The following is a 17,138-nucleotide window of genomic DNA, read 5'->3' on the forward strand; positions in this document are numbered from 1 at the left end:
ATGTTGATGATTAATATAGGTGGTGCACTGTTAATAGCCGCAATTATTTATTGGTTTTGGCTATACAAACCAGAGCAAACAAAAAGTGATGATAACAAAGTAACGATAGTCGTTGATAACGGTGTTTATAAGCCAGGACACATTAAAGTGGCAGTCAACAAAGAGGTTGTACTTACCTTTGACAGAAAAGACAGCGCGCCGTGCGCCGAAACCGTGGTATTTCCACAGCTTGATATAAGTAAAACGCTGGCAATGGGTGATGGCAATACAGTTAAACTACCCGCGCTTGAAGCCGGTGAGTATGACTTTCATTGCCAAATGCAAATGTACAAAGGCAAGCTAGTTGCAGAGTAATCTGAACTAAGTAGGTGTTGGGGTCGTATAGTTGCCTTATGTAAGTTACGAGTAGGAGTCGCTATATTAAATGAATAAATTAAACCCTAAAAAATTATTGAATAGTAAATGGACCGCAACACCTGCTATAAATAAAGAAAAACACTTCATTATTGTTGAGGTGGAATTTGATGAAGATGGCAACGTAATTGAATGTATTACCGAGGCTGTTATGTCAAAAAATCAATATCCAATTAGTTGGCGAGATTTAAAAGATAACCAAAAGTGGCTACAAGGGTGGAAGTAGTTTAAATCCTGACGAATCCCCACGAAATGAATTAAAAAAAGATGAGTAAAGGGGATCGACCTTCATGACTAATTGTGATCAAATTACTTCGCCAAAAACAACTTAAAACAATAGCCATGAAGATCACAAATATAATACAGAATGATATCGCTGCTGCCTACCCTGAAATTCACTCTACTCGATTAAACACGTTATTTACCTTCATTGACTCTGGTATGTATGATCAACGTGTGTCTGTGACATATTTAGGTGGGGGATTGAAAAGCTTATCAAAAATAACAAATAAAAATGATATTAAACGCGCTGACCGCTTAATCGGTAACACGCTCTTACACAGCGAGCGCCTTTTCTTTTATGGCTATATGTCAGCGCAGTTAATTGGAAATAAAAAGTCCCCCATCATATTAGTCGATTGGTTACCTATTAATGGACAAGGGATGTTTCAAGTATTGCGCGCCAGTATTCCAATGAATGGGAGAAGCTTAACGCTCTATGAAAAAATTCATCCTGAGAGCGAACTGGATACCAATAAAGCACATCAAGCATTTTTAGACACGCTCGAACAAATATTACCTGAAGGATGCATGCCAATCATTGTGTCAGATGCTATCTATCATGCCCCATGGTTTAAAATAGTTGAAGAAAAAATTGGTATTGGATAGGGAGAGTAAGAGGGTGAGTATCTCTCTCCCAAGATAAGCAAGAATGGAAAATCAGTTATCAATGGTTTGCCGATGCGCGTATTGGTAAGGCTGATAACCTTGGCTCAATTTACTATGGTAAAACGGCAAAGTTCCCGTGCAATGCAGCAATTTATAAGCGAACGCCAAAAGGCCGACAAGCGAAGAAAAAACGAGGCGGGACGTCACAAAGAACAACAGATAAAGTTCATCAAAAAGATGCGAAAGAGCCGTGGTTACTGGTGTTTAACTTGCTTGAAAGTTTATGAAGAGTGCAAAAACAGCAGTGAACCTTTATAGCCAACGTATGCAAATAGAAGAAAATTTTAGAGATACAAAAAATAATAAATTAGGGATAGGCTTGGAGTGCGCTAACTCCCGAAGTGTTAACCGATTTGATAATTTACTGCTTATAGCGGCGCTTATTTTATATTTATTATGGTGTATAGGTGTGCCGCAGTCATGAAAAAGCTCCACTATTCATTGCAAGCGAATACACAAAAAGCGCGAATGGTATTATCAATAATAACAACGCGAAGAGTAAATACCTGTGTAAAGCCAGCCAAAAGGGCTGGTTTAAATGATTTATGCTGCGTTACTTTCATAAAAGACTGACTTTAACAAGAGAATAACCATTATCTACATGCCTAAATTGCTTTTAATTTGTAAACGTCTAGCAAAGTGCACCTGCCAGTAACTCGTCAAAATGATTAAGCTATTTCCGAATTTCAATGAGGAGATAGTCATGAGAAAAACACGTAGCCTTGAACAGTGGCGCAGTATTATCGAAGAACAACAAGTCAGTAATTTAACTATCACTGACTATTGCCAGCAAAATGCTTTATCAAAAACAAGCTTTTATGCGGCACGAAGTAAGCTTAATACTGAATCCGGTAGTTTTGTTCGCGCTAAAGTGACTCAACACGTTGACGTTATCGAACAGCAACAGTCAATCACGCTTGCTATCGGCAACGTAAAAATTAGCTTACCACCCACAATGCCTGTCGCTTATTTGAGTCAATTATTGCGTGAGCTTGCCTTATGAAAATGTTTGTTGAACCCGCGCGTATTTACTTGCATCGTGACGCCGTGGATTTTCGAAAGTCCATTGATGGTCTGGTCGCACTCGTTGAAAGCGAGCTTGAACGTGACGCTTACACTGGCGCATTATTTTTGTTCTGCAATAAAGCGAAAGATAAACTCAAGCTGGTTTACTGGGATAAAACGGGGTTTGCTTTGTGGTACAAGCGCTTAGAAAAACAAAAGTTCAAATGGCCAAACAAAATCAGCTTGCAGGAATTTGAACTCAGTCCTCAACAATTGGATTGGTTGTTGTCGGGATATGATGTGCTTGGTCATGAAGAATTGCAGTATCAATCGATGATCTAATCGATCATATTGACAGTAAATGCTCGTTGCCACACCGTCTGTTTTATCTTTGCGTCAAGCAAGAAAACAGCGTCAAATTCTGTTAAATTGCGAACATGAAAATTGATGTACACTCACTTCCTGACGACCCAGAACAACTCAAGCGCATGGTGCTTGAGTTGCAACAAGTCGTTGCTGAAAAAAATGCTCAAATTCACGAATTGCTTCAAGCTTATAACGCTAAGCTTACCAAAGAGTTCGCCAAGAAATCTGAAAAGATGCCGGGGGCAGGCGAAGTATTCAATGAAGCAGAAGATATTCTTGATGAACATGATAAAGCGCTATTGGCGACACCGGCCTCAGTAAAGAAAGAAAAAGCCAAACCGAAACGCCGTCCACTGCCGGCGCAGTTACCGCGAATTGAGGTGATTGTTGACCTTGAAGAGGGTGGCAAAATGTGTGATTGCTGTCACAGCCCACTACATAAAATGGGTGAAAGCAGCAGTGAAGCGCTCGAGTTTGTGCCAGCGCATATCAAAGTTATCAAAACCATTCGTCCTAAATATACGTGCCGTCACTGTGAGCGTGAAGCCATTGAAAGTGTGGTAAAAACCGCCCTTATGCCCACAACAGCGGTCCCAAAAAGCATCGCAACGCCCAGCTTGCTGAGCCAAATAATCATGTGTAAATACTAGTTTGGCTTACCGCTTTATCGTCAAGAAACATTGTTTGCCGATATCGGTATTGAGTTGAGTAGGCAAACCATGTCGAGTTGGATGCTACGCTGCGCAGACCTGCTGTCCCCCTTGTATCAACGCTTAAAAGAGGCGTTGTTATCTCAAGCAGTTATTCATGGTGATGAAACTCCGCTCAACGTTATTAACGCAGAGAAAGCGACCAGCTATATGTGGTTGTATTGTTGTGGCGATGATAAGCCGGGTAAAGGCACGAATATTGTCCTGTTTGATTATCATAACAGTCGCGCAGGACACTGTGTGGTTGATTTTCTTGATGGTTACCAAGGCTATATGCACGTTGACGGCAACAAGGCATACGAGCAAAAAAAGCAACACTCGTCGCATGTCTAGCCCATATCCGTCGTAAATTCATCGAAGCGAAAGGGAACAATAAAAAACAGGTAAAGCAGATGTTGCACTCAACCTGATAGGCAAACTTTACGGTATTGAACAAAGCATCAAAGATAAAACGCACGATGAAAAATTCAATGTTAGGCAACAAAAAGCGAAACCAATCGTTGATGAATTGTATCAATGGCTACTCAAGCACAAAGATAAAATCCCTCCCAAAATGGCGCTAGGTAAAGCAATTAGCTATGCGATAAATCAGTTTGAGAAATTCAGGCGTTACCTCGATGATGGCAGGCTCAGTATTGATAATAACCGCGCAGAGCGAGCCATAAAACCGTTCGTGATAGGGCGAAAAAACTGGCTATTCTCAAATACCTGCAATGGTGCACATGCCAGCGCCATACTCTACAGTCTTGTTGAAACCGCAAAGGCAAATGACCTTGTGGTGCATGACTATATTACTACTTGCTTACAACATATTGCGGAGCAGCCAGATAATCTAGCGCCACTGCTACCTTGGAACATAAAGCAAAGCTAGGTGCCGTTAGCTATACGCTTACTTTAATTTAAACGACGCTCGCATATTAAGGTGGTTTGGATGCGAACCACATTATCCTTCAAACACTTAGAACATTTCCACATATTTATATGGGTATGAAACGTCGCGATCTCTTCCAAAAACGCTGTAATAACGTGTAATAACTTGCAATAAAATTCTATGCTATTGTTGTTTTTAACAAAACAAGTGGCCCTGATTTTTCACTTGTTCGCGTATTTACACATAAAAATTCATATAAACAAGGAGATTGAAATGACTAAAAAACGGACATTTGGCGGCGTCACCCAAGCAGTATGGTCTTGTGTTAAACGTACGAGCGAACAAGAGCACAGTACTGTTTATGAACCCGCTGATGCACTTCAAGGCACAGCTACAACAGACTCGGTTGTTGGGAAAGTGGTACTCGGCTTCAATTACATGCCAGACAAAGAGTCGATTCAATACACCATAATAAAAAAGCCGATGCTTGTTCCGACAAGTGCTATTTGGGATGGCATTCAAGAGTCAATCGAGCACTGCCAACATCACTAGTTTACAGCTTTCGATTGGAAAATATGTATTCGAATTGGTGTCGATTAAGTCATAGGTCGACACCTTTAGGAGGCTTAACTTTAAAGCCAAACATAAACACAAAGTAGAAAGGAAAGTACGATGACAAACGATACGAATACTGAACAAAAAGATATCACAGTAAAGGCTGGTGATATTTATCCTGTTACAGATAATGATCGCAACTTTGGTACAGTCACTATAGAACAGGGTGGTCAACTCGCAATCCAAACGGCTGCACAGGTCATAATTGAACACCTGGTAAAGCAGTAACTGGGTATTCATGCGTTCACACGCGTCAAATTATTTGAAATCAACCAAACAATATTGAGAGAAATTCAATGGATATTGAAGCACATAACAATTTAATCTCAGAAGCATTAGCTAATGGACAATCTACACCTGACATTACTGTTTTTGCAGATAACGGAAAAAGCGGTACTAATGGTTTAACAGGCCAAACTGGTCAAGAAGGGGCGACAGGTCAAAATGCCAGTTGTAATTGGGCCAGCGGTTGTGACGATGGTTCTAATGGTTCAAATGGTACCGACGGTGGTAGCGGTGGGTTGGCATCGCAAGGTGCTGATGGTGATAATGTGTTACCAGCAAAAATCTACGTTGCTCAATTGACTGGCACAGTATTTGTAGCAGGTGCGGGCGGTAATGGTGGTGATGGTGGAGTAGGCGGCAATGGCGGCGGCGGTGGAGCTGGTGGTGCTGGTGGTAATGGTTCTAGTAGCGGGGCTTATTCAAGAGGTGGCTATTCAGGCGGTAGCGGCGGTAGTGGCGGTAGTGGCGGTAACGGCGGTAAAGGCGGTGATGGAGGCAACGGCAGTAATGTTGACATCACCTACGGTGAAAAAAGTCAAAACAGTGAATTCGTTCCTGTACAAGTCAAAAGCCAACCAGGTAATGGGGGAGCGGTGGTGTAGGTGGCGCAGGCGGTAGTGCAGGTAAAGGTGGTAGTCCAGGTGGTTCAAACGGCACGGGTGGTAACGCCGGTAATGTCGGTCAATCAGGTGCACCGGGTGATTCAGGCGGCCAATTGAGTACGATTAACGTTAGACAAGGTCAACGTCCAGTATAAGGAGAATACGACATGGTTTCCATACCTAACAGCTCTAAACGTCTAAAACTAAAAGTCGAGGCACTAACCGCAGTGGCTGAAAGCTTATCTTGTAATGCGAGATTAGCGCGGGAGCTATGTCGTGATGTTTTATCCACTCCTCAAAATTTGGATGGACACCTTATTGGAGCATCAGCGTTAAATAACGATGGTGCTCCATTACAGTTATGTCTATCATCATCAGAAAAAGAAGTCGTATTAAGGGTTATTGGAGACCCTTGCTCAGATATTTATGACACTGAGGATCGTTACTTTCAATCAGTAGAAGCCTTAAAACGTGGCGTCATAAAAGGAGGTGCACAGAAGCTACTACCTTTAGTCGAAACAACACTGACCCAAATAATTCCTAATGATAAACGAGTACGTGATAATTACAAAAAAGGGTTTGTTTGGCTAGCGTTAAGTCCAGATAAAGCAGGTGTTGCTTTTTATCTTGAAACCGCTCCCTTGGGCCAAGAACTCGCATGGCAACGTGTTGAAAAATGGCTCGATGCTTTACTGCCAGAGTCTGCAAACGTACAAATATTATTGTCCAATATTAAACAGTGTGCCAATGTTGCGAGTGTTGGTTTAGAAGGTACGACATCTGAAAATACGCGAGCAAAGATATATTTTCGTTTGAAACCACAGGTTTCACTTTCAGATTTAGGTCTTGATTTATACACACATCCATCTATTTTACAATACCTTACTATTGCTATGGGGACACATGGTGTCGATGCAGATGGCTTGCTTCTAGGACTTGGTATTAATCTATCAAACGGTGAAGTAGCAGATATTAAATTGGACTTATGTGGTCACTGTCTAAAATACACAAATGCCGAATGGCAACAAGTCAGTACGCGATTAACGCAAACATTTGGCTTAAAGCCGTTAGATTTAAAAAAGGTTTTAAATCAGCAAGGGTGTAATGTTGCGTTTATTGGTTTTGGCCTCGATAGCAAAGGCAAAAACCGCCTCAATATCTATTTGAATAATTCTAAAAATTATAAATTACCTAGCCAGGACGAAACGCGGGCAGCAATTGATGATGCTATTGATTACCTCATAGGGCTGCAACAGCAAAATGGACTGTGGTCAGATTATAAACTACCTGTAGGAGAATCAACTGAGTGGATCACGGGTTATGTTGGTCTGGCATTAGCTCGAGCGGGCAATCAGCTAAATCATTCCAAAGCGCTAAAAGCGGCGATAAATGCTGCGCAGTGGCTGATAAAAAAGCGCGCATATCACGCAGGCTGGGGATATAACCATACAACAGGTGCCGATGCAGATTCCAGCGCAATGGCAATGGCGTTACTGCGTGAACTGAAACTGCCAATCGATAAGCAAGATCATGATTTTATAGTTGACCATTGGGACCATGAGCTGGGCTTAGCAACATACAAAGAGGCAAATGCATGGGGAGACGCTCATTGGGATGTTACCCCAGTTGGTTACCTGATACTGCCTGAAAAAGAGCAACTTTCCTTCAAACCAGCTTTTATGCAAGGTTTAAAACATAATCATACGGCGCAAGGGTTTTATCGAAGCTATTGGTGGCGAACGCCGTTTTACAGCACCTTTCAAACACTTGAGGTGCTAGAACAATTAAATTTATTGCACTTAGACACACCGATAACAGAGCAACCAAGCATGGCTGTTGACAACGCATTTGATCTTGCATGTGCACTCGGAATTCATTATTTTCGCTCACAACGTAAAAGCCACAATGCGCAAGCACTGCGTACCTTATTAAATTGGCAACAAGCCACTGGTGTGTGGCAGGGCTGCGCAAATTTACGAGTTACTGAAAACACTTGTTATGAGCCTTGGGATCACCCTGAAGGTAAATATTATACTGATTTGAACGGAACGATAACGACCGCGACGATTATTCGGGTGCTTACTCAATTGTTATCAATATTACCGCCATTAAAAGGAAGTATAGATGGATAATTTTTATGCTAAGGGTGTGCCTCGCTATAAATTGCGCTACTGCCACCAATGTCCCCCTTGCCGGCGGTTGTCCGCCATCGTTGTGTTGTTATCTTTGGGTTGTATTCAGCGATACGCAATTGACTCAAAACAAGCACACCGGTTACCCATTAATATCCCTGATTGGAAAGGTCAGTTAGTACTGATCTCACATGAGAAGTATTGGCTTGCTAATGACGTATTTCGCGCAGTGCCGCGTGCAATTATTACTATCTATTGGCACTACATTAAACGAATACTCAAACCCTTGACCAAAATACGCTTTGTAAGGCCTATACGATGACACATACAATATTTAAAAATAACACAGATAATGATTTATTCAGTAAACAAGGTTTTATTATTAAAAAGTTGTTGTCTGATGAAGATGTTTTGCAGTTAAAAGCACTCTATGACAATGTTGCTGATCATCATGCGTTTCCCTTTACCGCAACGGTACTTATCCAAAATACGCCCTTGAGGGAGTATGTTCACCGAGAGATACGCAGTGTGTTTTCGAGTCGAATTCGACCAATTTTGGAAAACTATCGACTAGTAGTAGGAAGCTTTGCGTCAAAAAAAGCGAACTCAGAGCACAGTAAAGTAGCATTGCACCAAGACATCACCTTTATCGAAAACGAAGGCAAGTATGTCGGCTTAAGCATTTGGTGCCCGCTAGTAAGTGTAAATGCGAATAATGGCTGGTTAGGCGTTGTTCCCGGCAGCCATCATTTCAATACTGATTATCGCGATGCGAGTGTATTTGCATACCCAAACCTCGTTGAAACAATAGAAAATGAGTATATGACATACCTCTCGATGCAGCCGGGGAAGTTCTGCTAATGGACAATAGAATTATTCATGGCTCACCTTCCAACAAGTCGCATCATGATAGAGTGGTTACAGCGGGTGTGGCTGTACCTGTTGAGTCCAATTTAATTTATTGCCACAGAGATTATCAAAATGCGCCTGAGAAAATTGAAATATATGATGTTGAAGAGGATTTTTATATTTCTCACCAATTAGGTTGCAGGCCAAACCATTTAAAACCTAAGTTTATTTTGCCCGTTACAACGCCAACATCCCAGGAAACCCATCATAATTTATTATCCCTTACGGAGAAGGTTTAAAATGAATACACAATCTGTCGCAAATAATCCAGCAGCACAACAACAATCGCAAACCCCTGAAATTCGTTCATTCGAGCTTGATGATAAGGCGATTGGTAACATCAAATCAGGGGTTAATTACTTTCGTGGCAACATTCAACTTCCTATCGATTTTCTGACCTTAACCGGTTATAAGGGCTTAGATATCAAGGTCTCGGCTATGTACGGGAGTAACATTAAAAATAACCTAGATACGTGGAATATCGAAGCGCCGACAGGCGTTCTAGGGCTTGGTTGGGATATGTCGTTTGAGTTTATCTCGGTATACAAAGCAAACAGTCAAAACTCGGGTTCTGATTTATTTTATTTGGTCTCAGGGGGCAGTGCTAACCCGCTTGTAAAAGTGGGCGAACAAGGCGGTATTTGGTTGTTTGAAACGAGAAATTATCAGTTTTGGAAAATTAGTTACGACCCAATAGATGAAAGTTGGCTCATTATAAAAGAAGATGGCACTCAATATCGCTACGGTGGAAACCAAAACGCATGTCAATATGGAGTGCGTTGGGGGAACTGGATTGGTAGCAGTGTTAATGCATCTGAACAAAAACAATATTGCAGCGCATGGAACCTCATTTCAATCGAATCTGCTTGGGGACATAAGGTGCAATATGATTATGAAAACGTAATGCATCGAGTAGGACAAACGGGTCTTGAATTTACACAGGCCTCTTACCTAAAAACGGTGACCGATAGCTTTGGCCGCAAAGTTGAATTTAATTACCAAGAAAAATATGGTGCATTGAATCAAAGTGCGCAAGGGATTGCTGAATATCAAGCCGAAAACGCGCAATCGCCCGAACCAAACGCGTTTCAGAATAAATACGAAACACGTTATCTAGATAGCCTTGATGTAATCAATGCCGATAGCGAACACCTTTACACTATGAAGTATACGTATGACTTCATCAATAACGCATCACCAAGTGACATTGACTATGAACTGCGTTGGAAGCGTGTGCTTAAATCTGTTTTTCAATTTACGCCTGACGGCACATCATTACCTGGCCTGCACTTTGACTATAACGACGGCCAAGCAATATCACCTGGGACACTTAAATCGGTAACCTACCCCACAGGCGGCGTTGCACGGATTACATATAAAGAACTTCAAATTAATTCACCAAAACGCATTGCCATAGATAACCCACTGCCAGGCAGTACTCCCGGAGTTTGGCACGGTGATGATTACGTGGTCTTCACTTTTTGTAATAAAAACAGTGCTGGGTTTAAGGTATTTGTACAGTCATGGCAAGGGCGTTGGGTCGAAGCCGAACTAACATCTTCTGATATGGCTGCTATTACAGCCGATCCACAAAGCGTCCAGGTCGAGGCTCACTCTAGTTACATTTTACTAAGCGTAAGAAATCAGGCCCGTTCATGCGATCAAATCTATGTGTTTATGCGTGACGATAAAAAATTTGGTGAGTGGAATCTTTCTAATGATCAACCATACTTATTTTATGTGCAGGGTGATGCTGGCTCTTCTCTGATCACGTCTGGTAGTGAGTTCTTTGTTGCCCACAACAAAGGTTATACTCAACAGACGTATCAAGTACGCTCATTTCATTGGCAAACAGGCCAGTGGCAAACACCTAATACACTGCCAATTACAGGTGGGGATACGGGCTATGTTGCTGCGCTGCAAAATTACTATGTTAATTGTAATTACACTCATTCAACTCAGTCGCTTAGTTTTGAAATTGTATTTCGAGATTTAGAAGGGAATTGGCAACCAAAACAACAATGGAAAACCAGTGGTATCGAAGTGGTTGAGAATGCAGGGAAGTACCTGTTTTCACTCATCGCTACTCCAACAGGCGTTGCGTTAACCTATATATCAAAAGTCGACGATGCAACAATTTCTTATACCGTCACGTTATACGATTGGGATGAGCACTTTCAAATTCTGAACCCTGCTGGTTCTGTGAGCCAAGATTTAGTTACTCCAGTTGAAAATGGAAAAGCACTGTACGATATTTTTCAAACCATCACTGATGGTACTTTTGTTAACAATAATATTGTTAACCTTCGTAAAGTCGGCACAGGGGCCAATAGTACTTGGTTGTCGAAGCAATTTCTGAATCCAAACAATACAACCGAATTTTCTGTGGCGGCAGCACAAGACACATTTGTTATGTCTTCATCAGACGGTACAATTAACACCAATCAACTACTGACATTCAACCCTAACATCCCTGATAACTCGGCTTGGGAAAAGAAAGATATAACACAAGCTGGAACCTTGCCAACGGTGCAAGCTAATGTTCTCACTATGGGAGCAAGGGTTTACATGCGCGATGTAAATGGTCAATGGCAATCCCAAGCTAACGAAATTATGACCACTGCAGAATCAACCATTCAAAATCGCGGGCCTAATTTTATTGCTTATCAAAACAATCTTAATGCCGACGCTAATAGTTACTTAATCACGACCAATAATGGTCAGATAAGTAACTCTATTGAAATGCCTGGTGGCTCACAAAAAATTACGGTGCCAGAGCACAATGGTGTCCCCTTGGTTGGAAGCAACCTCGTGGGGCCTCGTTTCATCGTGAGTTATACCAGTGCTGAGTTTGACGCAGCTGACCAACTTTTCTTACTCAATGTCGATGACAAAAGTTTAAGCGATAATATAGTTATACATCCCGTAGCCTATATTGAAATTGAAGACGCACACGATAATGAGGCATCTTTTTACCAGTCTTATTTTTACGCTAATTCAAATGAGTCTCAAATCAGCTACAATAGTAAAATTGGGCTCGCACAATTCCCAATAGTAATTGAAGTAGCAGGCGTTAAATCGACCAATAACACACCACCAGAAACACCTGAAGGGCGAACTGAACGTTATTTCTCCAATGGTCTTTCTGGTCACGCGGGGTTATATCCACAAGCAACGTGGACTTATAACTACGCTAATATTCTCAATGGAATGTTGTTAGCCAAAAAAGAGTTTGACTCGGCTAATCGACTGGTTAGAAGTAAGCTTAATTACTGGGAAATCATCAACAATAGCGATGGAAAGCGGCTGTACGGTGCGTATGTGCGATCAAGACAAACAAATAGTGTATTAGATGGCGTAAGAACCAACAATTATGTCACCTATGATGACACAACAGGCCTGCCGGTTAACCACGAACAAGAATATTACGCTAATGATGGCACACGTAAATTAATGCGTACGCATACAAAGTATGCATGGCAAGAGCCTAAGTACCAATCGTTATTTCTATCCGCACACATCCTTAATACCGTTATTGAAGAAACTACCAGTGTCGTCAACAGCGAAGCAAGTACCAGTAACTTCACCAAAAGTACGATAACAACCTATAAAAATTGGTCTGACAATCCAAATAAAATCAAACTTGCCGCACACCAAAAATATGTTTGGACTGCCCCTGGTGCGAGCGCACCTATTTTCGATTATTCTTCAGGGAAAGAAAATGAAAATTGGTTGCTGCTGTCAGAAGTGACAAAGCGCGGTCAGATAGGTGGCGCTATTCACGAACAGCTTAATGTAGACGGTATACCAACGTCCTTTATTTATGATGAAAATGAACGCTATAACATTGCTAAATTCCCAGGAGCCGCTATTTCACAACAAGAAGCGAGCTACTATGGATTTGAATCATATGAAAAAAGTGGTATGTGGCAGTTAGGTAGTAATAGCACTATTATTCCTAGCGTAGGTAATACCGTGATTGATGCACATACTGGGGTAAATAGCCTCCAATTAGCACCTAATACGCAAGATAACTCTGGAATAACAGCAACATTTATCCCACAACTAACGGATCTTAAGTTTATTTTTTCTGCATGGGTCAAAAAGCCAGCCGACTTCAAAAATAACCAAGGTGACGCGGTTTGGTGTATCGAGCTTTCTAGTGGTGACTACGTTCAGCTGGATTTTCCTGAAACGACAGGTGAATGGCTCTATATTCATCAAACATTTGATGTCACCAATGCAAATACGTCAATTTCCATTACCTGTAAAAATAAAAATACCCAAGCACCAGTTTATATTGATAATCTTCGCTTTTCGCCACTTGATAGTACTTATACCGCAAGTGTATATAACAGTAAAAACTGGACTGTAATCGCAGAGTTAGCCGCAAATGGCGAAACGCAGCAATCTACCTACAATGAGCTTGAGCAAGGATCGCTAAGCACCAATGCTGGTGATGTAATGACCGCGGTTAAAAGTCGTTACTATTCATCTCAAGGCAATCAAGGGCAATACTCTACTCAGTCGCCAAATCATGATTTGGCCATTCAAGCTGCCGAGGGTGGAACCCTTTGTAATTTTAAACGCGGTGCACAGTGGCAGAATAGTTGGCAACCAAGTCCCGACGTTTGGCAAGTCGAAGCAGGCAGATTAAGTCAAAAAGCACATAATCAACCGGGTACACTGACCTTATTAAACGCTCCCAATAATAATCGTTATGCGTTAGCTGTGAGGTTTGAAACTGGAGAAGCACTAGATGGTACGCTTGGCATTCAGCTTGATGACAACACTAAAATTCAGTGGAACCCGAGTCTTTTTAATTGGCAACTCATTCAATCAGACTCAACAGAACTTGCAAGCGACCAGTCAATATTTAGTGTACCGAGCATGCCTTATGTAAATGAGCTTAATCAAGGTGAAATCAGTAACAATCTGCTCAATGAGTTTGCTAAATCAGATTACCCGTTAAGCCAAGACGCAAGCGTGGTCACTGGCCCCGTTGACCAAATTAGTTGGACTTTGAACAGTGAGAATACGCGGTACTTATATCAGTTAAACCAAAATGGTGACTCGATTGAGGTTTATCGTCCACAAACAAATTGGGATCTGATTATTGATGACAAAACCCTGTTGTTTTGGGCAAATGGTCAGTTAATATTTAGTTGTCAGTTAGCACATGTGCTAAATAGTGCACCACAATTGTTCTTCAATAACAAAGTTATTATTTCTGAAATTGCTCACCTGATTAGTCCGCAAGCTCAAGTTAAATATAAAGATTCTAGAGGTGTGTTAATTCAAGAGCAAAGCTTGGACGATAAACAAGTTGTGGCACATCAAAAAGTGACCGATAACCTAGGCCGCGCGGCGGTTACATCTAAAAGTGTTTTTGTAAAAAATAGTGAAAACCCACTATTTAAATACGGTTCTAATTTGGCAAGCCTTAATTGGCATACAGGGAAAATGACTGGGCTTGTTGATACTGCCAATCCAGCAGACGGGGGTTACAGCTATACCCGTGAAGTATATGAAACATCGCCACTGGCACGAGTAAATAAAATTGGTAACCCTGGGGCTAAATTTCAGGTAGACGCACATCCGAGTGTTTACCAATATACTAACGTAGACAATAAGTTTTACAAACTTGTCTCTACCGATCCAAACCAAAATGTTTACTATGAAATTAAAAATCAGCGCGATCAGCTTTTAAGTAAAGTGTCGATTAATGGGGAAGGGCAAAACAAAAGTACCACCTTATTTGATGATGCCGGAAACGCAATTAAAATTCAGTCGCCAAACTATTTTTCTCCACCTACAGGCTCCGTTCCTGAAGATTGGGTGATAACTCAAGCGTTTGATTTTAATGGTAATATGATATCGAGCACTCAGCATCAGCAAACAACGAACTATGTTTACGATAAAAGTGGTCGAATTCGCTTCGTACAAGACCAACAGGGGCAACAAAGTGGTAACTACAATTACGTAAAATATAACCGTGTGGGGCGGGATATTGAAAAAGGTTATGTCGTCGGTAGTTGGGATCACACTGCGTTGCAAGCGCATAGCGATGTAAGCCCTAATTGGCCTGCAACGCCTAACACTTGGCGACAAAAACTATGTTACGACGACGCATCTGTCAATGCGATAGGGCGAGCTTATAAAACTGAGTCCAATAATGGTATCGCAGGGCAAACGGACGTTAATGAAACTTTCTCATTTGATGTGTTCGGAAATACAACTTTGCGTACGCTGTCGGTCGCCGATTTTGATGGCAATCAACAACAAAGCGTGCAGTACACGTTTGATAATTTAGGTAATACAGCGAAAACTATCTACCCAGACGGCACTGCAGACGGATACGCTATTTACTTCAATACAAATAGGCAAAACCTCGTTAGCGCGATATCTGGCTCCCCGAGTTTTGACAGTCAAATAGCTGGTTTTAGTTATCTGGCAAACGGACAAGTGTATCGAGAGCAAGTGATAACTGAGGCGGGGTTGCAGATAATTCGCGAGTTGAACTACAACTCACCAGAATGGTTAAAAGAAATAAACCAAACTTTGGCTGGTGCAAACAAACCTTTGTTTGAACAAACACTTTCTTATTCTGAGGGCGGATATGAGGGGGCTGCATATTTTGACGGCACCATTGCCTCATCAACCACGGCTATTAACGACAAGCCCACAAGCCAATTTAAATACGCAGTTGATGATGTTGGCGGTATTACCGACGCGAATAGCGAATTAAGCCCAGAGCACACTTTAAAAATAAATGGCAGCCGTGGCTATGACAACAACGGCAATATTAAAAACGTCACCTTTGGCAGTAGTGACTACGTTTATAAATATATTTCTGGCACGCAGCAAGTACAATCCATTACAAACAGCACCAGCAATAATACCGTGTTAGCAGATTATGCGTATGACCTCAATGGCAATGCGACGACAGCGAAATTTAATACTCATTTGTCTTTGCAACCACATGAACTTGGATTGGACTACGATCCCGGTTCCAAAATGACAACACAAATTACCGACACGGGAGGCCCTGAAAGCAATACGTTGCACTTTGCGTATGGGAGAGGTAATCAACGAGTATTAAAAACGGTTCAAGGTGCAAGTGGCGAGTACCAACAAAAATTATATGTCAGGGACTTAAATGGTAAGCCGTTAACCGAGTTCACTAAAATTTCGAGCCAGCAGCACGATGTGGCGACTTCATCTATGATCTACTTTTACGGCCCAACTGGACTAATTGCGTTCAGAAAAGGCAATAAAAATTACAGTGTAGGTAAAGACCATTTAGGCTCGGTACGTACAGTATTTGATGAAAATGCCCAGATAATAGCGCAATACGATTACCTAACATTTGGTGCACTTAGCAAAGCCATAGAGCCTGAACCAGGATTTCTGCCTTATTTGTTCACTGGCCAGGAATTTGATCGCGAAATTGGCATGTACAACTTTGGAGCTCGTTTCTATCATGCGGAATTAGGCCGCTTTATTGCAACCGATCCTGACAAACAGTACTTTAGTCCATACATTTATGCGTCCAATAATCCTGTACTTTACATCGATCCAACAGGTCGTTTTTCAATCTCTAGCCTGTTTAGTGCAATCGCAGGCGCAATTATAGGTGCTGTTGAAATACTGGTCGGAGTAGTCATCGATGTTGTCGCTGGAGTGTTAGAAGTTATCACCGGAGGCCTGTCCACCCCAGCGTCAGCAGCATTAGCCGCAGCTGCAGGGGCTTTTTACGGTGCGGGTGTCTCTGCGATAACTTATTCAGTGTTTAACGCGACCGATTTTAACTGGAAAGAGTACGGTGTTGATATGGGTATTGGTGCGGCCGCTGGCTTTATCACTGGGGGCTTGTCCGTTTTTGCTGGTGAAGCTGCGGGTAGCATTGCGGCGTCGGCTTCTAAAGGCGTAAAAGCATCTACCAGTGAGCTATCCAATGCAGGTAAAGTGCTTAATGGGGCAAAAAAAGGCGTTGTTTGGCTTGGAGAAACCGTTGCCGATACACGTGCTGCTCCGGGTATAAAAGGCTATATTACCGACGCGACAAAAGCTATTGCTAAAAGTGAAGCAATAGGCATTACCAAAAATACCGCAATGAATCTAGCATCAGGCAATGATTGGGATAGCGGGTTAGGGCAGACTGTGTTTAGTGCAGCACTTTCTGGGGCTGTTTCAGGTGGCAAAGTGAAAAGCCGCGTATCTGGTAATTATTCAGAGTAAATTAGAGATATTTATGCCTTTTGAGTTCTTTTTTCCTAAA

Annotated in this window: 11 protein-coding genes and 2 pseudogenes; all 13 read left to right on the plus strand. The window is 41.8% G+C overall.

Annotation, left to right across the window (positions count from 1 at the left end):
- The 13 genes and pseudogenes from P4S65_RS10020 to P4S65_RS10080 all read left to right on the plus strand — a co-directional run bounded on the left by P4S65_RS10020 (window position 1) and on the right by P4S65_RS10080 (window position 17,098).
- Entirely contained in the window at window positions 1–354 is a 354-nt protein-coding gene (locus P4S65_RS10020; protein ID WP_096792736.1) for a cupredoxin domain-containing protein, read from the plus strand.
- A gap of 70 nt (window positions 355–424) precedes the next feature.
- Window positions 425–640 carry a TIGR02450 family Trp-rich protein gene (locus tag P4S65_RS10025; protein WP_002958506.1) on the plus strand — a complete coding sequence of 72 codons (216 nt, stop codon included), beginning with the start codon at window positions 425–427 and terminating at the stop codon, window positions 638–640.
- A 116-nt stretch (window positions 641–756) separates the two neighbouring features.
- A pseudogene (locus tag P4S65_RS10030) lies at window positions 757–1,848 on the plus strand (IS4 family transposase); the annotation flags it as partial.
- Between the two features lie 217 nt (window positions 1,849–2,065).
- Entirely contained in the window at window positions 2,066–2,365 is a 300-nt protein-coding gene (tnpA, locus tag P4S65_RS10035; RefSeq protein ID WP_337120093.1) for an IS66 family insertion sequence element accessory protein TnpA, read from the plus strand.
- The gene (gene tnpB / locus P4S65_RS10040) at window positions 2,362–2,709 is read left to right on the plus strand and encodes an IS66 family insertion sequence element accessory protein TnpB (RefSeq protein WP_337120094.1); all 348 of its coding nucleotides are present in this window, start codon (window positions 2,362–2,364) and stop codon (window positions 2,707–2,709) included. Before tnpA ends, tnpB begins: the two co-directional genes overlap by 4 nt.
- A gap of 95 nt (window positions 2,710–2,804) precedes the next feature.
- Window positions 2,805–4,314: pseudogene (gene tnpC / locus P4S65_RS10045) on the plus strand (IS66 family transposase).
- Between the two features lie 273 nt (window positions 4,315–4,587).
- Complete coding sequence (locus tag P4S65_RS10050) at window positions 4,588–4,866, plus strand: hypothetical protein (protein ID WP_007378771.1); 279 nt, start codon at window positions 4,588–4,590, stop codon at window positions 4,864–4,866.
- Window positions 4,867–4,986: 120 nt separating this feature from the next.
- Entirely contained in the window at window positions 4,987–5,157 is a 171-nt protein-coding gene (locus P4S65_RS10055; protein ID WP_007378770.1) for a hypothetical protein, read from the plus strand.
- Window positions 5,158–5,225: 68 nt separating this feature from the next.
- Complete coding sequence (locus tag P4S65_RS10060; protein WP_337120095.1) at window positions 5,226–5,816, plus strand: hypothetical protein; 591 nt, start codon at window positions 5,226–5,228, stop codon at window positions 5,814–5,816.
- Between the two features lie 167 nt (window positions 5,817–5,983).
- Window positions 5,984–7,948, plus strand: coding sequence for a hypothetical protein (locus P4S65_RS10065; RefSeq protein WP_337120096.1), 1,965 nt, complete (start codon window positions 5,984–5,986; stop codon window positions 7,946–7,948).
- 318 nt (window positions 7,949–8,266) lie between these two features.
- Window positions 8,267–8,809, plus strand: coding sequence for a phytanoyl-CoA dioxygenase family protein (locus P4S65_RS10070; RefSeq protein WP_337120097.1), 543 nt, complete (start codon window positions 8,267–8,269; stop codon window positions 8,807–8,809).
- Window positions 8,809–9,096 (plus strand): hypothetical protein, encoded by a 288-nt coding sequence (locus P4S65_RS10075; protein ID WP_337120098.1) that lies wholly within the window; start codon window positions 8,809–8,811, stop codon window positions 9,094–9,096. Before P4S65_RS10070 ends, P4S65_RS10075 begins: the two co-directional genes overlap by 1 nt.
- A gap of 1 nt (window position 9,097) precedes the next feature.
- Entirely contained in the window at window positions 9,098–17,098 is an 8,001-nt protein-coding gene (locus P4S65_RS10080) for an RHS repeat domain-containing protein (protein ID WP_337120099.1), read from the plus strand.
- The last annotated feature ends 40 nt before the right edge of the window (window positions 17,099–17,138 follow it).

It is taken from the genome of Pseudoalteromonas sp. B131b, assembly GCF_037162545.1.
Taxonomy (GTDB): Bacteria; Pseudomonadota; Gammaproteobacteria; order Enterobacterales; family Alteromonadaceae; genus Pseudoalteromonas; species Pseudoalteromonas fuliginea.